This is a genomic window from Metapseudomonas cellulosilytica (assembly GCF_049334135.1).
GTDB lineage: Bacteria > Pseudomonadota > Gammaproteobacteria > Pseudomonadales > Pseudomonadaceae > Metapseudomonas.
This window is the reverse complement of the sequence record NZ_JBHZGN010000011.1, coordinates 191,949-213,812: the sequence shown is the minus strand read 5'-3', so window position 1 is coordinate 213,812 and position 21,864 is coordinate 191,949. Positions and strand designations below refer to the sequence as shown.

Genomic DNA, 21,864 nt, shown 5'->3' with positions numbered 1-21,864 from the left:
TCGTCGGCATCCGTCCGACCACCAAGACCACCTGCACCGGCGTGGAAATGTTCCGCAAGCTGCTCGACGAAGGTCGTGCTGGTGAGAACATCGGCGCCCTGCTGCGCGGCACCAAGCGTGACGACGTAGAGCGTGGCCAGGTTCTGGCCAAGCCGGGCACCATCAAGCCGCACACCAAGTTCGAGTGCGAAGTGTACGTGCTGTCCAAGGAAGAAGGTGGTCGTCACACCCCGTTCTTCAAGGGCTACCGTCCGCAGTTCTACTTCCGTACCACCGACGTGACCGGTAACTGCGAACTGCCGGAAGGCGTAGAGATGGTAATGCCGGGCGACAACATCAAGATGGTTGTCACCCTGATCGCCCCGATCGCCATGGAAGACGGCCTGCGCTTCGCGATCCGCGAAGGCGGCCGTACCGTTGGTGCCGGCGTGGTTGCCAAGATCATCGAGTAATCGACGATCCCGCTACAAAAGAGAGGGCCCTTCGGGGCCCTTTTCTTTTGGTTGATCAAAAGTTGACACCCTTCTGAGGCATCCGTACAATCACGCCTCCTTTTAACGGGCGTAGTCCGTCCGTTGGGGGCAAGCAGAGATAGAGTCTGAGGTCAAAATGCAAAACCAACAAATCCGTATTCGGTTGAAGGCTTTTGACCATCGCCTGATCGATCAATCCACCCAGGAAATCGTGGAAACCGCGAAACGTACTGGTGCTCAGGTGCGTGGTCCTATTCCTCTGCCTACTCGCAAAGAGCGGTACACCGTTCTGATCTCCCCGCACGTCAACAAAGACGCGCGTGATCAGTACGAAATTCGTACCCACAAGCGTGTTCTGGACATCGTCCAGCCGACGGATAAAACCGTCGATGCGCTGATGAAGCTCGACCTTGCGGCAGGCGTGGAAGTGCAGATCAGCCTCGGCTAAAAACCTTCGGTTTTTAGTCGTGTAACGCTCTGAAATGGGCGGCCATAGCGGGTGAAAGCCCCGTACACTCATGAGGTTTACAACATGACTATTGGTGTAGTCGGTCGTAAATGCGGCATGACCCGCATTTTCACCGAAGAAGGTGTCTCCATTCCGGTTACGGTCATTGAGATCGAGCCGAATCGTGTGACCCAGTTCAAAAACGAAGAAAGCGATGGCTATCGCGCCGTACAGGTAACTGTCGGTGAGCGTCGTGCCTCTCGCGTGACCAAGGCGCAAGCCGGTCACTTCGCCAAGGCAAGCGTGGCTGCTGGTCGCGGTGTCTGGGAATTCCGTCTTGAAGAAGGCGAGTACCAGGCCGGTGATCAGATCACTGCCGAGCTGTTCCAGGCTGGTCAACTGGTAGACGTTACCGGTCAGTCCAAGGGTAAAGGCTACGCCGGTACCATCAAGCGCTGGAACTTCCGCGGTCAGGACAACACACACGGTAACTCCGTTTCCCATCGCGCCCCGGGTTCTATTGGCCAGTGCCAGACTCCTGGTCGTGTCTTCAAGGGCAAGAAAATGTCCGGTCACCTCGGTGCCGAGCGTGTGACTGTTCAGTCCTTGGAAGTTGTGCGTGTCGATGCAGAACGCAATCTGCTGCTGGTGAAAGGTGCCGTTCCCGGCGCTACCGGTGGTGATGTGGTTGTGCGTCCGGCAGCCAAGGCTCGCGGTTAAGAGGGGAAGCTGAGATGCAATTGAATGTAAATGGCGCTCAGGCTATCGAAGTCTCCGAGCGTACCTTTGGCGGTGAGTTCAACGAGACCCTGGTTCACCAGGCTGTCGTCGCCTACATGGCCGGTGGCCGTCAGGGCACTCGCGCGCAGAAGACCCGTTCCGAAGTTTCCGGTGGTGGCAAGAAGCCGTGGCGTCAGAAGGGCACTGGTCGTGCTCGTGCTGGCACCATCCGCAGCCCCATCTGGCGCTCCGGTGGTACCACCTTCGCTGCCAAGCCTCAGGATCACTCCCAGAAGCTCAACAAGAAGATGTACCGCGCTGCCATGCGCTCCATCCTCTCCGAGCTCGTGCGTCAAGAGCGCCTGGTTGTGGTTGAAGACTTCGCAGTCGATGCACCCAAAACCAAGACTCTGCTGGGCAAGCTGAACGGCCTGGGGCTGACCGACGTGCTGATCGTTTCCGATGCAGTCGACCAGAACCTGTACCTTGCTGCTCGCAACCTGCCGCACGTCGATGTTCGTGATGTGCAGGGTTCCGACCCGGTCAGCCTGATCGCCTACGACAAGGTGTTGATCACCGTGTCCGCCGTGAAGAAATTCGAGGAGCTGCTGGCATGAACCAGGAACGCGTATTCAAGGTGCTGGTTGGTCCGCACGTCTCCGAGAAGGCCACCATGCTGGCAGACAGCAAGGGCCAGTTCGTTTTCAAGGTTGCCACCGATGCAACCAAGCTGGAAATCAAGAAGGCCGTAGAAAGCCTGTTCAGCGTGAAAGTCGCTCGCGTCACCACCCTCAATGTGAAGGGCAAGACCAAGCGTACCGTTCGCGGTCTGGGCAAGCGTAACGACTGGAAAAAAGCGTACATCGCTCTCCAGCCGGGCCAAGATCTCGATTTCGCCAGCAGCGCTGAGTAAAGGGGTGCATCATGGCAATCGTTAAATGCAAACCGACCTCCGCTGGCCGCCGTTTCGTGGTCAAGGTGGTCAACCAGGAGCTGCACAAAGGCGCTCCTTACGCCCCGCTGGTCGAGAAGAAATCGAAGAGCGGTGGTCGTAACAACAACGGCCGCATCACCACTCGCCACATCGGCGGTGGTCACAAGCAGCACTATCGTCTGGTCGACTTCCGTCGCAACAAGGATGGCATTCCTGCCACCGTTGAGCGCATCGAATACGATCCGAACCGTACTGCTCACATCGCTCTGCTGAAGTACGCCGATGGCGAGCGTCGCTACATCATCGCGCCGAAAGGCGTGAGCGCTGGCGACCAGCTGATCTCGGGCGTCAACGCACCGATCAAGCCCGGTAACACCCTGCCGCTGCGCAACATCCCGGTTGGTAGCACCGTTCACGGCATCGAACTCAAGCCCGGTAAAGGCGCGCAAATCGCCCGCTCCGCTGGTGCTTCCGTTCAGCTGGTCGCTCGTGAAGGTGCCTACGTGACCCTGCGTCTGCGCTCTGGCGAAATGCGTAAAGTCCTGGCTGAGTGCCGTGCGACCCTGGGCGAAGTCTCGAACTCCGAGCACAGCCTGCGTTCGCTGGGTAAAGCTGGTGCCAAGCGTTGGCGTGGTGTTCGCCCGACCGTTCGCGGCGTGGCGATGAACCCGGTAGACCACCCGCATGGTGGTGGTGAAGGTCGTACCTCTGGTGGCCGTCATCCGGTGTCTCCGTGGGGCTTCCCGACCAAGGGTGCGAAGACCCGCGCGAACAAGCGCACCGACAACATGATCGTCCGTCGCCGTAAATAACTGAGGATACGACAGTGCCGCGTTCTCTGAAAAAAGGTCCTTTTATCGATCTTCACCTACTGAAGAAGGTCGAAGTGGCGGTGGAAAAGAACGATCGCAAGCCGGTGAAAACCTGGTCGCGTCGCTCCATCGTGCTGCCGCAGATGGTTGGTCTGACCATCGCTGTTCATAACGGTCGTCAACACGTCCCGGTCCTCGTGAACGAAGACATGGTCGGCCACAAACTCGGCGAGTTCGCTGCTACCCGCACCTATCGCGGTCATGCTGCGGACAAGAAAGCCAAGCGTTAAGGGGTAAGGAACGATGGAAGTAGCCGCTAAGCTGTCGGGCGCTCGAATCTCCGCCCAGAAAGCCCGCTTGGTCGCCGACCAGATCCGCGGGAAGAAGGTGGGCGAAGCGCTCAACCTCCTGACCTTCAGCAGCAAGAAAGCTGCCGAGATCATGAAGAAAGTGCTGGAGTCGGCCGTGGCCAACGCCGAGCACAACGAAGGCGCCGATGTGGATGACCTGAAAGTGTCCACCGTCTTCGTCAACGAAGGGCGTTCGCTGAAGCGCATCATGCCGCGTGCCAAGGGCCGTGCTGATCGCATCGTCAAGCGGTCTTGCCATATCACTGTCAAGGTTGCGGACAAGTAACGGAGTCGATCAGATGGGTCAGAAAGTACATCCCACTGGCATTCGCCTGGGTATCGTCAAGGAGCACACCTCCGTTTGGTACGCAGATAAGCGCACTTATGCCGATTATCTGTTTGCCGACCTGAAGGTGCGTGAGTACCTCCAAGACAAACTAAAAAGCGCGTCCGTAAGCCGTATCGATATTCATCGTCCGGCTCAAACCGCACGCATCACCATCCACACCGCTCGTCCCGGCATCGTGATCGGCAAGAAAGGTGAAGATGTTGAGAAGCTGCGTCAGGACCTGACCAAGCAAATGGGTGTGCCGGTGCACATCAACATCGAAGAGATCCGCAAGCCGGAGCTCGACGGTATGCTGGTTGCGCAGAGCGTAGCTCAGCAGCTGGAGCGTCGCGTGATGTTCCGTCGCGCCATGAAGCGCGCTGTACAGAACGCCATGCGCATTGGTGCCAAGGGCATCAAGATTCAGGTGAGTGGTCGTCTCGGTGGTGCTGAAATCGCCCGTACCGAGTGGTACCGCGAAGGTCGTGTGCCCCTGCACACCCTGCGTGCCGACATCGACTACGCAACCTATGAAGCGCACACCACCTACGGTGTGATCGGTGTGAAGGTTTGGATCTTCAAGGGTGAGGTCATTGGTGGCCGCCAGGAAGAGCTGAAGCCGGTAGCGCCCGCTCCTCGTAAAAAAGCTGCTAAGTAAGGGGTACGCCAAATGCTGCAACCAAAGCGTACGAAGTTCCGCAAGCAGATGACCGGCCACAACCGTGGTCTGGCTCAGCGCGGTAGCAAGGTCAGCTTCGGCGAGTTCGCGCTGAAGGCTACTGGCCGTGGTCGTCTCACTGCCCGCCAGATCGAGGCTGCACGTCGTGCCCTCACCCGTCACGTGAAGCGTGGCGGCAAGATCTGGATCCGTGTGTTCCCGGACAAGCCCGTTACCAAGAAGCCCCTCGAAGTTCGTATGGGTAAAGGTAAGGGTGGCGTCGAGTACTGGGTAGCCCAGATTCAACCGGGCAAGGTCCTGTACGAGATCGAGGGTGTTTCCGAAGAGCTGGCGCGTGAGGCATTCGCCCTGGCTGCTGCAAAGCTGCCGCTCGCCACCTCCTTTGTTAAGCGGACGGTGATGTGATGAAAGCGAATGAACTTCGTGAAAAATCCGTACAGCAGCTGAACGAGCAACTGCTCGGCCTGCTGCGCGACCAGTTCAATCTGCGCATGCAGAAAGCAACTGGCCAGTTGGGGCAGTCTCACCTGCTCTCGCAAGTGAAGCGCGACATCGCTCGCGTGAAAACTGTGCTCAACCAGCAAGCAGGTAAGTAATCATGGCTGAAGCTCAGAAAACCGTCCGCACGCTGACCGGTCGTGTCGTCAGCGACAAGATGGACAAGACCATCACCGTCCTGATCGAGCGTCGCGTAAAGCACCCGATCTACGGTAAATACGTGAAGCGTTCGACCAAGCTGCACGCCCACGACGAAACCAACCAGTGCCGCATCGGCGACAAGGTCACCATTCGTGAGACCCGTCCGCTGGCCAAGACCAAGTCCTGGGCCCTGGTGGAAGTCGTCGAACGTGCCGTGGAAGTCTAAGGACTAAGGGTCGGAGAAAGATATGATTCAGACTCAATCCATGCTCGACGTCGCTGACAACAGCGGTGCTCGTCGCGTTATGTGCATCAAGGTCCTTGGTGGTTCGCACCGCCGCTACGCCGGCATCGGCGACATCATCAAAGTGACTGTGAAAGAAGCGATTCCGCGTGGCAAGGTGAAGAAAGGCCAGGTAATGACCGCTGTCGTGGTCCGTACCAAGCACGGCGTTCGTCGCCCTGACGGCTCGATCATCCGCTTCGACGGCAACGCCGCCGTCCTGCTGAACAACAAGCAGGAGCCGATCGGCACCCGTATCTTCGGGCCCGTGACCCGTGAACTGCGTTCCGAGAAGTTCATGAAGATCGTCTCGCTCGCCCCCGAAGTGCTGTAAGGAGAAGCCGTCATGCAAAAGATTCGTCGTGACGACGAGATCATCGTCATCGCCGGCAAGGACAAGGGCAAGCGTGGCAAGGTGCTGAAGGTTCTCGCCGACAGCCGTGTGCTGGTCAGCGGTGTCAACCTGATCAAGCGCCACACCAAGCCGAACCCGATGGCCGGTGTCCAGGGCGGTATCGTCGAGCGGGAGGCGCCCCTGCACCTCTCCAACGTGGCCATCTTCAATGCCGAAACCAACAAGGCTGATCGCGTTGGTTTCAAGGTTGAAGAAGGTAAGAAAATTCGTGTCTTCAAGTCGACCCAGAAACCGGTTGATGCTTGAGAACTGCTAGGTAGATAACCATGGCACGACTGAAAGAGATTTACCGGAAAGAAATCGCGCCGAAGCTGAAGGAAGAACTTCAGCTGGCGAACGTGATGGAAATTCCGCGCATCACCAAGATCACCCTCAACATGGGTCTGGGCGAAGCTATCGGTGACAAGAAAGTCATCGAGAGCGCCGTTGCCGACCTGGAGAAGATCACCGGCCAGAAAGCCGTCGTGACCTACGCCCGCAAGTCCATTGCAGGCTTCAAGGTTCGCGAAGGTTGGCCGATCGGCGTCAAGGTCACCCTGCGCCGTGATCGCATGTACGAGTTCCTGGATCGTCTGCTGTCCATCTCCCTGCCGCGCGTGCGTGACTTCCGCGGCCTGAATGCCAAGTCCTTCGACGGTCGTGGCAACTACAGCATGGGCGTGAAAGAGCAGATCATCTTCCCGGAAATCGATTACGACAAAATCGATGCGCTGCGCGGTCTGGATATCACCCTGACCACCACCGCCCGTACGGATGAAGAAGGTCGCGCCCTGCTGCGCGCCTTCAACTTCCCGTTCCGCAACTGATTGGAGTAGGAACATGGCCAAACAGAGCATGAAAAACCGCGAGCTGAAGCGTCAGCAGACGGTTGCTAAGTACGCCAAGAAGCGTGCTGAGCTGAAAGCTATCATTGCCAACCCGAACTCCACTGCGGAAGCTCGTTGGGAAGCTCAGGTAGCCCTGCAGAAGCAGCCCCGTGACGCCAGCGCCTCGCGCCTGCGTAACCGCTGCCGCATCACCGGTCGTCCGCACGGCGTTTACCGCAAGTTCGGCCTCGGCCGTAACAAGCTGCGTGAAGCTGCCATGCGCGGTGATGTACCCGGCCTGGTGAAAGCCAGCTGGTAATGATCGTCGGTTAGGCCGGCTCTGGTCGGCCAAGCCCAGGTCATCTGAATCAAGCCCCTTTTGGGGCTTGATTCGTTTCTGGAGTATCTCTAGAATGTCCGGCTCGCCCGGGCCTGGCATCAGTCCGTCCAGTGCTCGCGTGTGACTCTAGCCGCAAGGCTATTTCTTTTTGTATCAGGAGCATCTAGCCCATGAGTATGCAGGACCCGTTAGCGGACATGCTAACTCGTATCCGTAATGCCCAGATGGCTGAAAAGTCTGTCGTAAGCATGCCGTCCTCCAAGCTGAAGGTGGCAGTGGCCAACGTTCTGAAGAGCGAAGGTTACATCACGGGATACCAAGTCAGCAGCGATACCAAGCCGCTGCTGTCCATCGAGCTGAAGTACTTCGAAGGCCGTCCGGTCATCGAGGAGCTGAAGCGCGTAAGTCGTCCTGGCCTGCGCCAGTACAAGTCCGTCGATCAGCTGCCGAAAGTACGTGGCGGCCTGGGCGTATCGATCGTTTCCACCAACAAGGGTGTGATGACTGATCGTGCTGCTCGCGCTGCTGGTGTTGGCGGCGAAGTGCTTTGCACTGTGTTCTAAGGGGGGTTGAAAGCATGTCTCGCGTTGCTAAGAACCCCGTCAAGCTGCCCGCTGGCGTCGAAGTCAAGATCGCCGGTCAGCAGCTTTCGGTGAAGGGTGCCAAGGGCGCTCTCGAACTGAAAGTGCATCCGTCCGTGGAAGTTCTCGAGGGATCCGGTGAGCTGCGTTTCGCTGCTCGCAACGGCGACCAGCAGAACCGCGCCATGGCCGGTACCACCCGTGCGTTGGTCAACAACATGGTAATCGGCGTCAGCCAGGGCTTCGAGCGCAAGCTCCAGCTGGTCGGCGTTGGTTACAAAGCTCAAGCCAAAGGTCAAACGCTGTCCCTGGCTCTCGGCTTCTCGCATCCGGTGGATTACGAACTGCCGCAAGGCATCACCGCTGAAACCCCCAGCCAGACCGATATCCTGATCAAGGGCATCGACAAGCAGCTGGTTGGTCAAGTGGCCGCTGAGATCCGCGACTTCCGTCCGCCGGAGCCTTACAAAGGCAAGGGTGTACGTTACGCCGACGAAGTCGTCCGTCGTAAAGAAGCTAAGAAGAAGTAGGGCATAGCAAATGAGCGTAAAGAAAGAAACTCGTCTGCGTCGCGCTCGCAAGGCACGCCTGAAAATGCGCGAGCTGGAAGCCGTACGCCTCTGCGTGTACCGCTCTTCCCAGCACATCTACGCCCAGGTCATTTCGGCCGACGGCGCCAAGGTCCTGGCCAGCGCCTCGACCCTGGACAAAGAACTGCGTGACAGTGCCACCGGCAACGTCGACGCGGCCAAGAAGGTTGGTCAGCTGGTTGCCGAGCGCGCGAAAGCCGCTGGCGTCACTCAGGTGGCATTCGATCGTTCTGGCTTCAAGTACCACGGCCGCGTCAAGGCGCTGGCTGATGCTGCTCGTGAAGGCGGGCTGGAGTTCTAAGTTATGGCAAATAACGAGCAAAAGCGCGACGAAGGCTACATCGAGAAGCTGGTCCAGGTTAACCGCGTTGCCAAGACCGTAAAAGGCGGTCGTATCTTCACCTTCACCGCGCTGACCGTGGTAGGTGATGGCAAAGGCCGTGTTGGCTTCGGTCGCGGCAAGTCCCGCGAAGTACCTGCCGCCATCCAGAAAGCGATGGAAGCTGCCCGCCGCAACATGATCCAGGTTGATCTGGACGGTACCACCCTGCAGTACCCGATCAAGTCCGCCCATGGCGCCTCCAAGGTGTTCATGCAGCCGGCTTCCGAAGGTACCGGTATCATCGCCGGCGGCGCCATGCGTGCCGTTCTGGAAGTGGCCGGTGTGCAGAACGTTCTGGCCAAGTGCTACGGCTCCACCAATCCGGTGAACGTGGTTTACGCCACCTTCAAGGGTCTGAAGAACATGCAGTCCCCTGAGTCCGTTGCGGCCAAGCGTGGTAAGAGCGTCGAGGAGATTCTCTAATCATGGCAACTGTCAAAGTAACGCTGATCAAGAGCGTTAACGGCCGTCTGGCTAACCACAAGGCTTGCGTCAAGGGTCTCGGCCTGCGTCGCATTGGTCACACCGTAGAAGTTCAGGACACTCCTGAGAACCGCGGCATGATCAACAAGGCTTACTACCTTCTGCGTGTCGAGGGTTAATCCATGAAACTGAACGATCTGCGTTCCGCGCCGGGTGCCCGTCGCGAAAAGCACCGTCCGGGCCGTGGCATCGGTAGCGGTTTGGGTAAGACTGGTGGCCGTGGTCACAAAGGTCAGACCTCCCGCTCCGGTGGCACCATTGCTCCGGGCTTCGAAGGCGGCCAGCAGCCGCTGCACCGTCGTCTGCCGAAGTTCGGCTTCGTTTCCCTGAAAGCCATGGATCGCGCTGAAGTGCGCACTTCCGAGCTGGCCAAGGTGGAAGGCGATGTCGTCACTCTGCAGGCGCTGAAGGATGCCAACGTGATTAACCAGAACGTGCAGCGTGTGAAAATCATGCTGTCCGGCGACGTTACTCGCGCGGTCACCCTGAAAGGTATCGCCGCCACCAAGGGTGCGCGTGCGGCCATCGAAGCAGCTGGCGGCAAGTTCGAGGACTAAATGGCTAAGCAAGGTGCTCTCTCCGCGCTCAGCAATGGCGGGTTGTCCGAGCTCTGGGCTCGACTGCGTTTCCTGTTCCTGGCGATCATCGTCTACCGGATCGGCGCGCACATTCCAGTGCCCGGCATCAACCCTGACCGGCTGGCCGAGCTGTTCCGGCAGAACGAGGGGACCATTCTTAGCCTGTTCAACATGTTCTCCGGCGGCGCGCTGGAGCGGATGAGCATCTTTGCACTGGGGATCATGCCGTACATCTCGGCGTCGATCATCATGCAGCTCATGACCGCCATCAGTCCGCAGCTGGAACAGTTGAAGAAGGAAGGTGAAGCTGGCCGTCGCAAGATCAGCCAGTACACCCGCTACGGCACTGTAGCCCTGGCACTGGTCCAGGCCATCGGCATGTCCGTTGGCCTGGCCAGTCAGGGCGTCGCTTTCTCGACTGATTTCGGCTTCTACTTCGTGGCCGTCACCACCTTCGTGGCTGGTGCGATGTTCATGATGTGGTTGGGCGAGCAGATCACTGAGCGCGGTGTCGGCAACGGTATCTCGATGCTGATTTTTGCTGGCATCGTGGCCGGTCTGCCGAGGGCGATCGGGCAGTCCTTCGAGTCTGCACGTCAGGGCGATATCAACATCTTCGCTCTGGTCGCCATCGGTCTGCTGGCAGTAGCGATCATCGGTTTCGTGGTGTTCATCGAGCGTGGTCAGCGTCGCATTGCGGTGCACTACGCCAAGCGTCAGCAGGGCCGCAAGGTCTTCGCTGCGCAGACGAGCCACCTGCCGTTGAAGGTGAATATGGCTGGCGTTATCCCGGCTATCTTCGCCAGCAGCATTCTGCTGTTCCCGGCCTCTCTGGGCGCCTGGTTCGGTCAGTCCGAAAGCATGGGCTGGCTGCAGGACGTCGCACAGGCTATCGCTCCTGGTCAGCCGTTGAACATTCTGCTGTTTAGTGCAGGGATCGTTTTCTTCTGCTTCTTCTACACAGCACTGATGTTCAACCCGAAAGACGTGGCGGAGAACCTGAAGAAGTCCGGTGCCTTTATTCCGGGTATCCGTCCTGGTGAGCAGTCGGCGCGCTATATCGATGGCGTACTGACCCGCTTGACCATGTTCGGTGCTCTGTACATGACGGCCGTTTGCCTGCTTCCCCAGTTCCTGGTGGTTGCAGCGAACGTACCGTTCTACCTTGGCGGGACCTCGTTGCTGATCGTGGTCGTGGTTGTGATGGACTTTATGGCCCAAGTACAATCGCACCTCGTTTCGCACCAGTACGAATCCCTGATGAAGAAAGCCAACCTGAAGGGCTACGGCAGCGGCATGCTCCGCTGACCCGGTTCCGTAAGGTTCTAGGAGTTACTGATGAAAGTTCGTGCATCGGTGAAGAAGCTGTGCCGCAACTGCAAGATCATCCGTCGCGACGGTATCGTTCGCGTGATCTGCAGCGCGGAACCGCGTCACAAGCAGCGCCAAGGCTGAGTGTGATTCACGCGTTATGAGCCCGGCAGCTAGTGCGCTGCCGGGTTGATTATTCGTTTTTACAGCGCTAATATCTCGCGCCCTTTTCTTGGCTTCCGGGGCGTAGGTAGCTGTCAACTGGAGTTTCACTGAATGGCCCGTATTGCAGGCGTCAACATTCCAGATAACAAGCACACTGTTATCTCGCTGACCTACATCTACGGTGTTGGTCGCACCACTGCGCAGAAAATCTGCGCTGTCACCGGCGTAAACCCGGCGGCAAAGATCAAGGATCTCTCTGACGAGCAGATCGAACAGCTGCGTGGCGAAGTCGCGAAGCTCACCACCGAAGGTGATCTGCGTCGCGAAATCAACATGAACATCAAGCGTCTGATGGACCTGGGCTGCTACCGCGGTCTGCGTCACCGTCGCGGCCTGCCTGTTCATGGCCAGCGTACCAAGACCAACGCGCGTACCCGCAAGGGCCCGCGTAAGCCGATCCGCAAGTAATTGCGCCCGCGAATCGACAGGAATTAAGTCATGGCTAAGCCTGCTGCTCGTCCTCGTAAGAAAGTCAAAAAGACAGTGGTGGATGGGATCGCCCATATCCACGCTTCTTTCAACAACACCATCGTCACCATCACTGATCGTCAGGGCAATGCACTGTCCTGGGCGACCTCCGGTGGTTCCGGTTTCCGCGGCTCCCGTAAGAGCACTCCGTTCGCTGCCCAGGTTGCAGCCGAGCGTGCCGGTCAGGCAGCTCTGGAGTACGGCCTGAAGAACCTCGACGTGAACGTCAAGGGCCCGGGTCCGGGTCGCGAATCCGCTGTGCGTGCACTGAACGCCTGCGGCTACAAGATCGCCAGCATCACCGACGTGACGCCCATCCCGCATAACGGATGCCGTCCGCCGAAGAAGCGTCGCGTGTAAAAGGAGACAGTGAGAAATGGCTCGTTACATTGGTCCCAAGTGCAAACTGTCCCGTCGTGAAGGTACCGACCTCTTCCTGAAGAGTGGTGCTCGCGCGCTCGAATCCAAGTGCAACATCGAATCCGCTCCTGGTCAGCATGGTGCCCGTCGTGGCCGCCTGTCCGACTACGGCACCCAGCTGCGTGAAAAGCAGAAAGTGCGCCGCATCTACGGTGTTCTGGAGCGTCAGTTCGGCAACTACTACAAAGAAGCTGCTGCCCGTAAAGGCGCTACCGGCGAAAACCTGCTGCAACTCCTCGAGTGCCGCCTGGACAACGTCGTGTACCGCATGGGCTTCGGCGCTACCCGTTCCGAGTCCCGTCAGCTGGTTTCCCACAAGGCCATCAGCGTGAACGGCCAGACCGTGAACGTTCCGTCCTACCAGGTTAAAGCTGGTGACGTCGTTGCCGTTCGCGAGAAGTCGAAGAACCAACTGCGTATCGCCCAAGCCCTCGAACTGTGCGGCCAGCGCGGCCGTGTGGAGTGGGTTGAAGTGGACGCAGAGAAGAAGTCCGGCGTGTTCAAGAGCGTGCCGGCTCGCAGCGACCTGTCCGCCGACATCAACGAAAACCTGATTGTCGAGCTCTACTCCAAGTAAGGGCTAGAAAATAGGTGCATCCATGCAGAGTTCGGTAAATGAGTTCCTGACCCCCCGCCACATCGATGTGCAGGTGGTCAGTCCGACCCGCGCCAAGATCACGCTCGAGCCTCTCGAGCGTGGTTTCGGCCATACCCTGGGCAACGCGCTGCGTCGCATCCTGTTGTCCTCCATGCCTGGCTGTGCAGTAGTCGAGGCCGAAATCGACGGCGTACTCCACGAGTACAGCGCCATCGAAGGTGTCCAGGAAGACGTCATCGAAATCCTGCTCAACCTGAAAGGCCTGGCCATCAAGCTGCACGGCCGTGACGAAGTAACGCTGAGCCTCTCCAAGAAGGGTTCGGGCGTGGTCACTGCTGCCGATATTCAGCTGGATCATGATGTCGAAATCGTCAACGGCGACCACGTGATCGCCAACCTGGCGGATAACGGCGTCCTGAACATGAAGCTCAAGGTGTCCCGCGGTCGTGGCTATGAGCCCGCCGATGCGCGCCAGAGCGACGAAGACGAGAGCCGCAGCATTGGTCGTCTGCAGCTCGACGCCTCGTTCAGCCCCGTCCGTCGTGTTGCCTACGTGGTTGAAAACGCCCGTGTGGAGCAGCGCACCAACCTGGACAAGCTGGTCATCGATCTGGAAACCAACGGCACCCTGGACCCTGAAGAGGCCATCCGTCGTGCCGCTACCATCCTGCAACACCAGCTGGCTGCGTTCGTCGACCTGAAAGGCGACAGCGAGCCGGTAGTGGTCGAGCAGGAAGACGAGATCGATCCGATCCTCCTTCGTCCGGTTGATGACCTCGAGCTGACCGTACGTTCGGCCAACTGCCTGAAGGCGGAGAACATCTACTACATCGGCGACCTGATTCAGCGTACCGAAGTAGAGCTGTTGAAGACTCCGAACCTGGGCAAGAAGTCCCTGACCGAGATCAAGGACGTCCTGGCCTCCCGTGGTCTGTCCCTCGGTATGCGCCTCGACAACTGGCCGCCGGCAAGTCTCAAGAAGGACGACAAGGCGACTGCCTGATCGTCGTAATCACCGAACGTACAAGTTTGGTAAGGAATTGAACCATGCGTCATCGTAAAAGTGGCCGTCACCTGAGCCGCACCAGCGCACACCGCAAGGCCATGTTCCAAAACATGGCGGTGTCGCTGTTCGAGCACGAACTGATCAAAACCACCCTGCCCAAGGCCAAGGAACTGCGTCGCGTTGCCGAGCCGCTGATCACCCTGGCCAAGGAAGACAGCGTCGCCAACCGTCGTCTGGCTTTCGACCGCACCCGTTCGAAAGCTGCCGTAGGCAAGCTGTTCAACGACCTGGGCAAGCGCTACGCCAACCGTCAGGGCGGCTACCTGCGCATCCTGAAGTGCGGTTTCCGCGCTGGCGACAACGCTCCCATGGCTTACGTCGAGCTGGTTGACCGTCCGGTCGCTGGTGAAGTCGAAGCTGCTGCCGAGTAAGTCGGTCGTTGCTGAAGAACCGGGCCTTGTGCCCGGTTTTTTTATGTCAGCATTTTAGGAAAGTTCTATTGGTGTATTGCGGCTAATAAATTGGATCTTTCATCCTGCTGAATCGATACTCCTCCTGTCCGGACATCCCGGAGTCATTAAGGCCAAAGATAGGAGATCGAGCATGAGCCAGAAGCCCACCCTTACCACCACTGGCGGCAACCCGGTTGCTGACAACCAGAACTCCCTCAGCGCCGGCTCGCGCGGTCCGCTGTTGCTGCAGGACTATCACCTGATCGAGAAATTGGCGCACCAGAACCGTGAGCGGATTCCGGAGCGCGTCGTGCATGCCAAAGGTTGGGGCGCGTACGGCACACTGACCGTTACCAATGACATCAGCCAGTACAGCAAGGCCGCCATCTTTTCCGAGATCGGCAAGAAGACCGAGGTTCTGGCACGCTTCTCCACGGTAGCCGGTGAACTGGGTGCTGCCGACGCCGAGCGTGACGTCCGTGGTTTCGCGTTGAAGTTCTACACCGAACAAGGCAACTGGGACATGGTGGGCAACAACACCCCCGTGTTCTTCGTCCGCGACCCGCTGAAGTTCCCCGACTTCATCCATACCCAGAAGCGCCATCCGAAGACCAACCTGCGCTCAGCCACCGCCGCCTGGGACTTCTGGTCGATGTCGCCGGAAAGCCTGCACCAGGTCACCATACTGATGTCCGACCGAGGTCTGCCCACCGATGTGCGCCACATCAACGGTTACGGCTCGCACACCTACAGCTTCATCAATGCGGCTAACCAGCGCTTCTGGGTCAAGTTCCATTTCAAGACGTTGCAGGGGCACAAGCACTGGAGCAACGACGAAGCCTCCAAGGTGGTCGGTCGCAGCCGCGAATCTACCCAGGAAGACCTGTTCTACAGCATCGATCGGGGTGAGGTTCCGAAGTGGCGGTTCTGCGTGCAGGTAATGACGGAGGAGCAGGCGCTCAAGACCCGCTACAACCCGTTCGATCTGACCAAGGTCTGGCCCCATGGCGAGTTCCCGCTGATCGAGGTGGGTATCCTGGAGCTGAATCGCAACCCGGAGAATTATTTCGCTGAAATCGAGCAGGCCGCCTTCTCGCCATCCAATGTCGTACCCGGCATCGGCCACTCGCCGGACAAGATGCTGCAGGCCCGCATATTCAGCTACGCCGACGCCCATCGCTACCGCCTGGGTACGCACTACGAGGCGTTGCCGGTGAACGCACCGAAAAGTCCGGTACATCACTACCACAAGGATGGCGCGATGCGTTTCTTCGCCAACAACCCGAATCCGGACGCCTACTACGAGCCGAACTCCTTCAGTGGACCGGCCCAGTCGGCGGAGTACGCGGAGCCGCCGCTGGCTATCGACGGGGCTGCCGATCGCTACGACCATCGCGACGGTAACGACGACTACAGCCAGCCGCGCTCCCTGTTCCAGCTGTTCGATGAGGGCCAGAAGCAGCGCCTTTTCGGCAACATCGCCGCGTCCATGGCGGGGGTGCCGCAATTCATCATCGACCGGCAGCTGGCGCACTTCGACAAGGTGCACCCCGACTACGGCAATGGCGTCCGTGCTGCGCTGAAGGCCGCCAGGTAAGAGTCGTTCCCGCGAAAGCGAAAAGACCGGGCAGTGATGCCCGGCCTTTTTCTTTGCTGCGCCGTCAGGATCAGGCCCGATCGCGCTCCAGCAGAGGTTTGAGGAAGCGCCCTGTGTGGGACTGCGGCATCTCCGCCACATCCTCAGGGGTACCGGTAGCGATGATCTGGCCTCCCTTGGAGCCGCCTTCCGGCCCCAGGTCCACCAGCCAGTCGGCGGTCTTGATCACATCCAGGTTGTGCTCGATCACCACGACCGTGTTGCCGTGGTCGCGCAAGCGGTGCAGCACGTCCAGCAGTTGCTGGATATCCGCGAAATGCAGGCCGGTGGTGGGCTCGTCGAGGATGTACAGGGTCTTGCCGGTATCGCGCTTGGACAGCTCGCGGGACAGCTTCACCCGCTGCGCCTCGCCACCCGAGAGGGTGGTGGCCGACTGGCCCAGGCGGATATAGGAGAGGCCGACGTCGATCAGGGTCTGCAGCTTGCGGGCGATGGCTGGCACTGCGTCGAAGAATTCGCGGGCTTCTTCGATGGTCATCTCCAGCACTTCGTGGATGCTCTTGCCCTTGTAGCGGATCTCCAGGGTCTCGCGGTTGTAGCGTTTGCCCTTGCAGACGTCGCAGGGGACGTAGATGTCCGGCAGGAAGTGCATTTCTACCTTGATCACGCCATCGCCCTGGCAGGCCTCGCAGCGACCGCCCTTGACGTTGAAGGAGAAGCGCCCCGGACCATAGCCGCGGGAGCGGGATTCCGGCACGCCCGAGAACAGCTCGCGGATCGGCGTGAACAGGCCGGTGTAGGTCGCCGGGTTGGAGCGAGGGGTGCGGCCGATCGGGCTCTGGTCGATGTCCACCACCTTGTCCAGGTGCTGCAGGCCGTCGAAGCTGTCGTGGGCCGCGGCCTCCAGCGAGGTGGCACCATTGAGCGCAGTGGCGGTGATGGGGAACAGGGTGTTGTTGATCAGGGTGGACTTTCCTGAACCGGAAACGCCGGTGACGCAAGTCAGCAGGCCCACCGGAATTTCGAGGTTCACCTGCTGCAGGTTGTTGCCGCTGGCGCCCTTGAGTTTCAGTGATTTCTTCTTGTCCCTTGGGGTGCGCTGAGCCGGCACTTCGATCTTCACGCGGCCGGAGAGGTACTTGCCGGTGAGCGAGTGGGGGTGCGCCATGACCTCACCCGGGGTGCCCTCGGCGACGATCTGACCGCCGTGCACGCCGGCGCCGGGGCCGATGTCCACCACATAGTCGGCGAGGCGGATGGCGTCCTCGTCGTGCTCGACCACGATCACCGTGTTGCCCAGGTTGCGCAGGTGGGTAAGGGTAGCCAGGAGGCGCTCGTTGTCCCGCTGATGCAGGCCGATGGAGGGCTCGTCAAGGATGTACATCACGCCCACCAGGCCGGCGCCGATCTGGCTCGCCAGGCGGATGCGCTGGGCCTCGCCGCCGGAGAGGGTGTCGGCGCTGCGGTCCAGGGTCAGGTAGTCGAGGCCGACGTTGACCAGGAATTGCAGGCGCTCGCGAATTTCCTTGAGGATCTTCTCGGCGATCTCGCCGCGCCGGCCGGTCAGGCTCAGGCTGCCGAAATACTCGGCGGCATCACCCACCGGCAGGCCGGTGACCGCCGGCAGCGTCTTGTTGCCCACCCAGACGTGACGCGCCTCGCGGCGCAAGCGGGTGCCGCGGCAGTCGGGGCAGGGCTGGGTGCTGAGGAACTTGGCCAGCTCCTCGCGCACCGTAGCCGATTCGGTTTCCCGGTAGCGCCGCTCCAGGTTGGGGATGATCCCCTCGAAGGGGTGGGAGCGCTTGACGATGTCGCCACGGTCGTTGAGGTAGCGGAAGTCGACGTTTTCGCGGCCGCTACCGAAGAGAATCACCTTCTGGTCCTCGGCGGATAGCTCGTCGAACGGCCTCTCCAGGTCGAAGCCGTAGTGTGCCGCCAGGGAGCCGAGCATCTGGAAGTAGTAGACGTTGCGTCGATCCCAGCCACGGATGGCGCCCTCGGCCAGAGTCAGCTCGCCGTTGACCAGACGCCTGGCGTCGAAGAACTGCTTCACCCCCAGGCCGTCGCAGGTGGGGCAGGCGCCGGCGGGGTTGTTGAAGGAGAACAGCTTGGGTTCCAGCTCGCTGATGGAGTGGCCGCAATGGGGGCAGGCGAAGCGCGCGGAGAAGATGATCTCCTCGCCTTCCTCGTCATCCATGGGGGCCACCAGGGCGATGCCGTCGGCCAGGTTGATGGCCGTCTCGAAGGATTCCGCCAGGCGTTGCTGCAGGTCGCCGCGGACCTTGAAGCGGTCCACCACCACGTCGATGCTGTGCTTCTTCTGCTTGTCCAGCTTGGGCAGTTCGTCCAGCTCGTAGAGCTTGCCGTCCACCCGTGCACGGACGAAGCCCTGGGCGCGCAGCTCCTCGAACACGGCCAGGTGCTCACCCTTGCGCTCGCGCACCACCGGGGCCAGCAGCATCAGCTTGCGGCCCTCGGGCAGCGCCAGGACCTGGTCAACCATCTGGCTGACGGTCTGGGCCTCCAGCGGCACGTCGTGGTCCGGGCAGCGCGGCGTACCGACGCGGGCATAGAGCAGGCGCAGGTAGTCGTAGATCTCGGTGATGGTGCCGACGGTGGAGCGCGGGTTGTGGGAGGTGGACTTCTGTTCGATGGAAATCGCGGGGGACAGACCCTCGATGGTATCCACGTCGGGTTTTTCCATCATCGACAGGAATTGCCGGGCGTAGGCCGACAGCGACTCCACGTAGCGACGCTGACCCTCGGCGTAGAGGGTGTCGAAGGCCAGCGACGACTTGCCTGAACCGGACAGCCCGGTGATCACGATCAGCTTGTCGCGGGGCAGGGTGAGGTCGACGTTCTTCAGGTTGTGGGTGCGTGCCCCACGGATCAGGATCTTGTCCACAACGGCCTCACTTGGCGGGCGGAAACCCGCGATTATACGGTCCGCCCGGCGCACGCGGCAAAGCGTCACGGCTGTGCCGCACAGGGTCGGGACTGCTAGAATGCGCGGCATTTTTCGGGCTCCGGCAGCAGCCGGGCACCCAGGAGCGGGTGGCCAGCCAGACAGGGGCGCATGACGCAGGCCCCGATCGATTCCCCTTGAGGCACCTATGCACGATTCCCACGCTGAACGCATGAGCGGTAGCGAAACGCGAGCTGCCAGCGGCCTGGCCCTGGTGTTCGCTTTCCGCATGCTCGGCATGTTCATGGTATTGCCGGTGCTGGCCACCTACGGTCAGGACCTTTCCGGCGCCACCCCGGCCTTGATCGGGCTGGCCATTGGCGCCTACGGCCTGACCCAGGCGGTGTTGCAGATTCCCTTCGGCATCATTTCCGACCGTATCGGCCGCTTGCCGGTGATTTACATCGGCCTGCTGATCTTCGCCGCTGGCGCCGCCCTGGCGGCCAATGCCGATTCCATCTGGGGCGTGATCGCCGGGCGGGTGCTGCAGGGCGCCGGGGCTATCTCCGCAGCCGTGATGGCGCTGCTTTCCGACCTGACCCGTGAGCAGCACCGCACCAAGGCCATGGCCATGATCGGCATGAGCATCGGCGTGTCCTTCGCCGTGGCCATGGTGGTCGGCCCGCTGCTGACCCGCGCCTTCGGCCTGTCCGGTCTGTTCTGGGCCACCGCCGGCATGGCCCTGGTGGGCATGCTGATCATCGCCACCATGGTCCCGCGCGCGGCACATCCGCTTCATCATCGCGAATCCGAGGTGGCGCGCCAGGCGCTGCTGCCGACCCTGAAGCACCCTGACTTGCTGCGCCTGGATTTCGGCATCCTTGCCCTGCACGCCATCCTCATGGCCAGCTTCGTCGCCCTGCCGCTGGCGCTGGTGGAAAAGGCCGGTCTGCCCAAGGAGGAGCACTGGTGGGTGTACCTCACCGCGCTGCTGGTGGGCTTCTTCGGCATGGTTCCCTTCATCATTTATGGCGAGAAGAAGCGCCAGATGAAGCGTGTGCTGGTTGGCGCCGTTGCCTTGCTCTGTGCTTGCGAACTGTTCTTCTGGCAGTTCGGCAACAGCCTGCGGGCACTGGTATTCGGCACCATCGTTTACTTCACCGCCTTCAACCTGCTGGAGGCCTCGCTGCCGTCGCTGATCAGCAAGGTGGCCCCGGCCGGCGGCAAGGGCACGGCCATGGGCGTCTATTCAACCAGCCAGTTCCTCGGTGCGGCGCTCGGTGGCATCCTCGGCGGCTGGTTGTTCCAGCACGGTGGCCTGTCGACGGTGTTCGTCGGTTGTGCGGCGCTCTGTGCGATTTGGTTGGTCATTGCTGTTACTATGCGTGAACCTCCGTACGTAACCAGCCTGCGCCTTCCGCTCAGCGCAGCGGCTGTGGCCGATACCGGGCTGGTTGCGCGTTTGCTGGCAGTGCCCGGAGTGGCAGATGCCGTCGTGGTGGCCGAAGAGGCGGCCATCTACATCAAAGTGGATTCTGAAAAACTGGACCGCACGTCCCTGGAGCGCCTGATCGAATCGGCCCCGGAACGTGCTGAAGCCTAGGAGAACGTCATGGCCCGTGGGGTTAACAAAGTCATTCTGGTTGGTAACGTCGGTGGTGATCCGGAAACCCGCTATCTGCCCAACGGCAACGCGGTGACCAACATCACCCTGGCCACCAGCGAGTCCTGGAAGGACAAGCAGACCGGCCAGCAGCAGGAGCGTACCGAATGGCACCGCGTGGTGTTCTTCGGCCGCCTCGCCGAAATCGCCGGTGAATACCTGCGCAAGGGCTCGCAAGTCTACGTCGAAGGTTCCCTGCGCACCCGCGAATGGGAAAAGGACGGCGTGAAGCGCTACACCACCGAGATCGTGGTCGACATCAACGGCAACATGCAGCTGCTCGGCGGCCGTCCCGGCAGCGAAGGCGACGCCCCGCGTGCTCCGCGTCCGCAGCGCGAGCCGCAGCAGTCCGCTCCGCAGCAGCGTCCGGCTCCGCAGCCCGCTGCCCAGCCGGCTCCGGACTACGACAGCTTCGACGACGACATTCCGTTCTAGGAGTCGAATCGCCCAGGCGTGAAGACAAAGGCGCAGCCCCCGGGCTGCGCCTTTTTTTCTGCCACCGACCAGGGAAAGGGGATGAGTGTCATCGTACAACTTGCTGGGCTATGATGAGCCCTCAGTTTCCATCGGGACCGACCTTCGCAATGGACAACCCAAGCACCCAGCCGCGCCCGCGCCGCAAGCATCGCAGCCTGGCGCAGGAACTGGTGACCGAGCTTTCCCAGCAGATCCAGAGTGGTGTGATCAAGCGCGGCGAGAAGCTGCCTACCGAATCCGCCATCATGGAAGCGCAGGGCGTGAGCCGCACCGTGGTGCGTGAGGCGATCTCGCGGCTGCAGGCGGCGGGCCTGGTGGAGACCCGCCACGGCATCGGCACCTTCGTGCTGGATACGCCGAGCCCCAGCGGCTTTCGCATCGACCCGGCGACCATCGTCACCTTGCGTGACGTGATGGCTATCCTCGAATTGCGCATCAGCCTCGAAGTGGAGTCCGCTGGCCTGGCCGCCCAGCGCCGTACGCCGGAGCAGCTGGCCGCCATGCGCGAGGCGCTGGACACTTTCCTCAGCGCCGCCCACGGCACCGACGCGGTGGCCTCGGACTTCCAGTTTCACCTGCAGATCGCCCTGGCCACCGGCAACCGCTACTTCGTCGACATCATGACCCACCTGGGCACCAGCATCATTCCGCGCACCCGGCTCAATTCGGCACGCATCGCCCACGACGATCGGGAGCATTACCTCGCGCGCCTGAGCCGTGAGCACGAGGATATCTATGAGGCCATCGCCCGCCAGGACAGCGACGCGGCCCGGGCGGCCATGCGCCTGCACCTGACCAACAGCCGCGAGCGCCTGCGCCAGGCTCATGAAGAGGCCGAGAAGGCCCGGCAGGGCTGAGGTCGATCAGCGCAGGACAAGGGCCGCATCCAGCGGCCCTTTTC

Annotated in this window: 34 protein-coding genes; 33 read left to right on the top strand and 1 reads right to left on the bottom strand. The window is 60.6% G+C overall.

Going from position 1 to position 21,864, the window contains the following annotated elements; genetic code table 11:
- From ACFW0H_RS16295 to ACFW0H_RS16150, 30 genes are all read left to right on the top strand, one after another.
- On the top strand, positions 1–452 hold a 452-nt coding region (locus ACFW0H_RS16295; protein WP_422914907.1), incomplete at its 5' end, for an EF-Tu C-terminal domain-related protein.
- A gap of 157 nt (positions 453–609) precedes the next feature.
- Positions 610–921: a 30S ribosomal protein S10 gene (gene rpsJ / locus ACFW0H_RS16290; protein WP_003243886.1), complete on the top strand. Its 312-nt coding sequence runs from the start codon at positions 610–612 to the stop codon at positions 919–921.
- Positions 922–1,005: 84 nt separating this feature from the next.
- Entirely contained in the window at positions 1,006–1,641 is a 636-nt protein-coding gene (rplC, locus tag ACFW0H_RS16285) for a 50S ribosomal protein L3 (protein WP_069081971.1), read from the top strand.
- Between the two features lie 14 nt (positions 1,642–1,655).
- Complete coding sequence (rplD, locus tag ACFW0H_RS16280; RefSeq protein ID WP_280287725.1) at positions 1,656–2,258, top strand: 50S ribosomal protein L4; 603 nt, start codon at positions 1,656–1,658, stop codon at positions 2,256–2,258.
- Positions 2,255–2,554: a 50S ribosomal protein L23 gene (gene rplW / locus ACFW0H_RS16275; RefSeq protein WP_028629287.1), complete on the top strand. Its 300-nt coding sequence runs from the start codon at positions 2,255–2,257 to the stop codon at positions 2,552–2,554. Before rplD ends, rplW begins: the two co-directional genes overlap by 4 nt.
- An 11-nt stretch (positions 2,555–2,565) precedes the next feature.
- Entirely contained in the window at positions 2,566–3,387 is an 822-nt protein-coding gene (gene rplB / locus ACFW0H_RS16270; protein WP_422914906.1) for a 50S ribosomal protein L2, read from the top strand.
- A 14-nt stretch (positions 3,388–3,401) separates the two neighbouring features.
- Positions 3,402–3,677 (top strand): 30S ribosomal protein S19, encoded by a 276-nt coding sequence (gene rpsS / locus ACFW0H_RS16265; protein WP_027590504.1) that lies wholly within the window; start codon positions 3,402–3,404, stop codon positions 3,675–3,677.
- A 13-nt stretch (positions 3,678–3,690) separates the two neighbouring features.
- A complete protein-coding gene (rplV, locus tag ACFW0H_RS16260; RefSeq protein WP_007161246.1) occupies positions 3,691–4,023 on the top strand; it encodes a 50S ribosomal protein L22 in 333 nt (110 codons plus the stop codon).
- Between the two features lie 13 nt (positions 4,024–4,036).
- Positions 4,037–4,723, top strand: a complete 687-nt coding sequence (gene rpsC, locus ACFW0H_RS16255) for a 30S ribosomal protein S3 (RefSeq protein WP_028629286.1) — start codon at positions 4,037–4,039, stop codon at positions 4,721–4,723.
- A 12-nt stretch (positions 4,724–4,735) separates the two neighbouring features.
- Positions 4,736–5,149 carry a 50S ribosomal protein L16 gene (rplP, locus tag ACFW0H_RS16250; protein WP_016490537.1) on the top strand — a complete coding sequence of 138 codons (414 nt, stop codon included), beginning with the start codon at positions 4,736–4,738 and terminating at the stop codon, positions 5,147–5,149.
- Complete coding sequence (rpmC, locus tag ACFW0H_RS16245) at positions 5,149–5,340, top strand: 50S ribosomal protein L29 (protein WP_016490538.1); 192 nt, start codon at positions 5,149–5,151, stop codon at positions 5,338–5,340. The genes rplP and rpmC overlap by 1 nt, the downstream gene beginning before the upstream one ends.
- 2 nt (positions 5,341–5,342) lie before the next feature.
- Complete coding sequence (rpsQ, locus tag ACFW0H_RS16240; RefSeq protein ID WP_021219597.1) at positions 5,343–5,609, top strand: 30S ribosomal protein S17; 267 nt, start codon at positions 5,343–5,345, stop codon at positions 5,607–5,609.
- Between the two features lie 22 nt (positions 5,610–5,631).
- Positions 5,632–6,000 (top strand): 50S ribosomal protein L14, encoded by a 369-nt coding sequence (gene rplN, locus ACFW0H_RS16235; RefSeq protein ID WP_003448734.1) that lies wholly within the window; start codon positions 5,632–5,634, stop codon positions 5,998–6,000.
- A gap of 12 nt (positions 6,001–6,012) precedes the next feature.
- A complete protein-coding gene (gene rplX, locus ACFW0H_RS16230; RefSeq protein ID WP_271410431.1) occupies positions 6,013–6,327 on the top strand; it encodes a 50S ribosomal protein L24 in 315 nt (104 codons plus the stop codon).
- A 20-nt stretch (positions 6,328–6,347) separates the two neighbouring features.
- Complete coding sequence (gene rplE, locus ACFW0H_RS16225) at positions 6,348–6,887, top strand: 50S ribosomal protein L5 (protein ID WP_422914905.1); 540 nt, start codon at positions 6,348–6,350, stop codon at positions 6,885–6,887.
- A 13-nt stretch (positions 6,888–6,900) separates the two neighbouring features.
- On the top strand, positions 6,901–7,206 hold the full coding sequence (gene rpsN / locus ACFW0H_RS16220) for a 30S ribosomal protein S14 (protein WP_422914904.1): 306 nt from the start codon (positions 6,901–6,903) through the stop codon (positions 7,204–7,206).
- 191 nt (positions 7,207–7,397) lie between these two features.
- Positions 7,398–7,790 carry a 30S ribosomal protein S8 gene (gene rpsH, locus ACFW0H_RS16215; protein ID WP_377694838.1) on the top strand — a complete coding sequence of 131 codons (393 nt, stop codon included), beginning with the start codon at positions 7,398–7,400 and terminating at the stop codon, positions 7,788–7,790.
- Between the two features lie 14 nt (positions 7,791–7,804).
- Positions 7,805–8,338, top strand: coding sequence for a 50S ribosomal protein L6 (gene rplF, locus ACFW0H_RS16210; protein ID WP_422914903.1), 534 nt, complete (start codon positions 7,805–7,807; stop codon positions 8,336–8,338).
- Between the two features lie 10 nt (positions 8,339–8,348).
- On the top strand, positions 8,349–8,699 hold the full coding sequence (rplR, locus tag ACFW0H_RS16205; protein WP_003448744.1) for a 50S ribosomal protein L18: 351 nt from the start codon (positions 8,349–8,351) through the stop codon (positions 8,697–8,699).
- A gap of 3 nt (positions 8,700–8,702) precedes the next feature.
- A complete protein-coding gene (rpsE, locus tag ACFW0H_RS16200; protein ID WP_003448746.1) occupies positions 8,703–9,203 on the top strand; it encodes a 30S ribosomal protein S5 in 501 nt (166 codons plus the stop codon).
- Positions 9,204–9,205: 2 nt separating this feature from the next.
- Positions 9,206–9,382, top strand: coding sequence for a 50S ribosomal protein L30 (gene rpmD / locus ACFW0H_RS16195; RefSeq protein ID WP_016490545.1), 177 nt, complete (start codon positions 9,206–9,208; stop codon positions 9,380–9,382).
- A 3-nt stretch (positions 9,383–9,385) separates the two neighbouring features.
- Positions 9,386–9,820 carry a 50S ribosomal protein L15 gene (rplO, locus tag ACFW0H_RS16190; RefSeq protein WP_016490546.1) on the top strand — a complete coding sequence of 145 codons (435 nt, stop codon included), beginning with the start codon at positions 9,386–9,388 and terminating at the stop codon, positions 9,818–9,820.
- Positions 9,821–11,149 (top strand): preprotein translocase subunit SecY, encoded by a 1,329-nt coding sequence (gene secY, locus ACFW0H_RS16185; RefSeq protein ID WP_069081979.1) that lies wholly within the window; start codon positions 9,821–9,823, stop codon positions 11,147–11,149. It begins immediately after the preceding gene.
- A 30-nt stretch (positions 11,150–11,179) separates the two neighbouring features.
- Entirely contained in the window at positions 11,180–11,296 is a 117-nt protein-coding gene (gene rpmJ, locus ACFW0H_RS16180; protein ID WP_003093693.1) for a 50S ribosomal protein L36, read from the top strand.
- 132 nt (positions 11,297–11,428) lie between these two features.
- Positions 11,429–11,785, top strand: coding sequence for a 30S ribosomal protein S13 (gene rpsM / locus ACFW0H_RS16175; protein ID WP_003448758.1), 357 nt, complete (start codon positions 11,429–11,431; stop codon positions 11,783–11,785).
- A gap of 30 nt (positions 11,786–11,815) precedes the next feature.
- On the top strand, positions 11,816–12,205 hold the full coding sequence (gene rpsK / locus ACFW0H_RS16170; RefSeq protein WP_003093689.1) for a 30S ribosomal protein S11: 390 nt from the start codon (positions 11,816–11,818) through the stop codon (positions 12,203–12,205).
- A gap of 16 nt (positions 12,206–12,221) precedes the next feature.
- The gene (gene rpsD / locus ACFW0H_RS16165) at positions 12,222–12,842 is read left to right on the top strand and encodes a 30S ribosomal protein S4 (RefSeq protein ID WP_377694842.1); all 621 of its coding nucleotides are present in this window, start codon (positions 12,222–12,224) and stop codon (positions 12,840–12,842) included.
- A gap of 22 nt (positions 12,843–12,864) precedes the next feature.
- Positions 12,865–13,866 (top strand): DNA-directed RNA polymerase subunit alpha, encoded by a 1,002-nt coding sequence (locus tag ACFW0H_RS16160; RefSeq protein WP_069081981.1) that lies wholly within the window; start codon positions 12,865–12,867, stop codon positions 13,864–13,866.
- 44 nt (positions 13,867–13,910) lie between these two features.
- Positions 13,911–14,300 carry a 50S ribosomal protein L17 gene (rplQ, locus tag ACFW0H_RS16155; protein WP_004419938.1) on the top strand — a complete coding sequence of 130 codons (390 nt, stop codon included), beginning with the start codon at positions 13,911–13,913 and terminating at the stop codon, positions 14,298–14,300.
- Between the two features lie 172 nt (positions 14,301–14,472).
- Positions 14,473–15,918, top strand: coding sequence for a catalase (locus ACFW0H_RS16150; protein ID WP_422914902.1), 1,446 nt, complete (start codon positions 14,473–14,475; stop codon positions 15,916–15,918).
- 70 nt (positions 15,919–15,988) lie between these two features.
- Here the strand turns inward: ACFW0H_RS16150 and uvrA are convergent, their stop codons facing one another.
- The gene (gene uvrA, locus ACFW0H_RS16145; protein WP_422914901.1) at positions 15,989–18,823 is read right to left on the bottom strand and encodes an excinuclease ABC subunit UvrA; all 2,835 of its coding nucleotides are present in this window, start codon (positions 18,821–18,823) and stop codon (positions 15,989–15,991) included.
- Between the two features lie 208 nt (positions 18,824–19,031).
- Here uvrA and ACFW0H_RS16140 point away from each other — a divergent pair, with 208 nt between their 5' ends.
- The 3 genes from ACFW0H_RS16140 (at position 19,032) to ACFW0H_RS16130 (ending at position 21,820) form a co-directional block, all read left to right on the top strand.
- A complete protein-coding gene (locus ACFW0H_RS16140) occupies positions 19,032–20,426 on the top strand; it encodes an MFS transporter (RefSeq protein ID WP_422914900.1) in 1,395 nt (464 codons plus the stop codon).
- A 9-nt stretch (positions 20,427–20,435) separates the two neighbouring features.
- Positions 20,436–20,921 carry a single-stranded DNA-binding protein gene (locus ACFW0H_RS16135; RefSeq protein ID WP_422914899.1) on the top strand — a complete coding sequence of 162 codons (486 nt, stop codon included), beginning with the start codon at positions 20,436–20,438 and terminating at the stop codon, positions 20,919–20,921.
- A gap of 149 nt (positions 20,922–21,070) precedes the next feature.
- Positions 21,071–21,820, top strand: a complete 750-nt coding sequence (locus ACFW0H_RS16130) for a FadR/GntR family transcriptional regulator (RefSeq protein WP_422914898.1) — start codon at positions 21,071–21,073, stop codon at positions 21,818–21,820.
- The last annotated feature ends 44 nt before the right edge of the window (positions 21,821–21,864 follow it).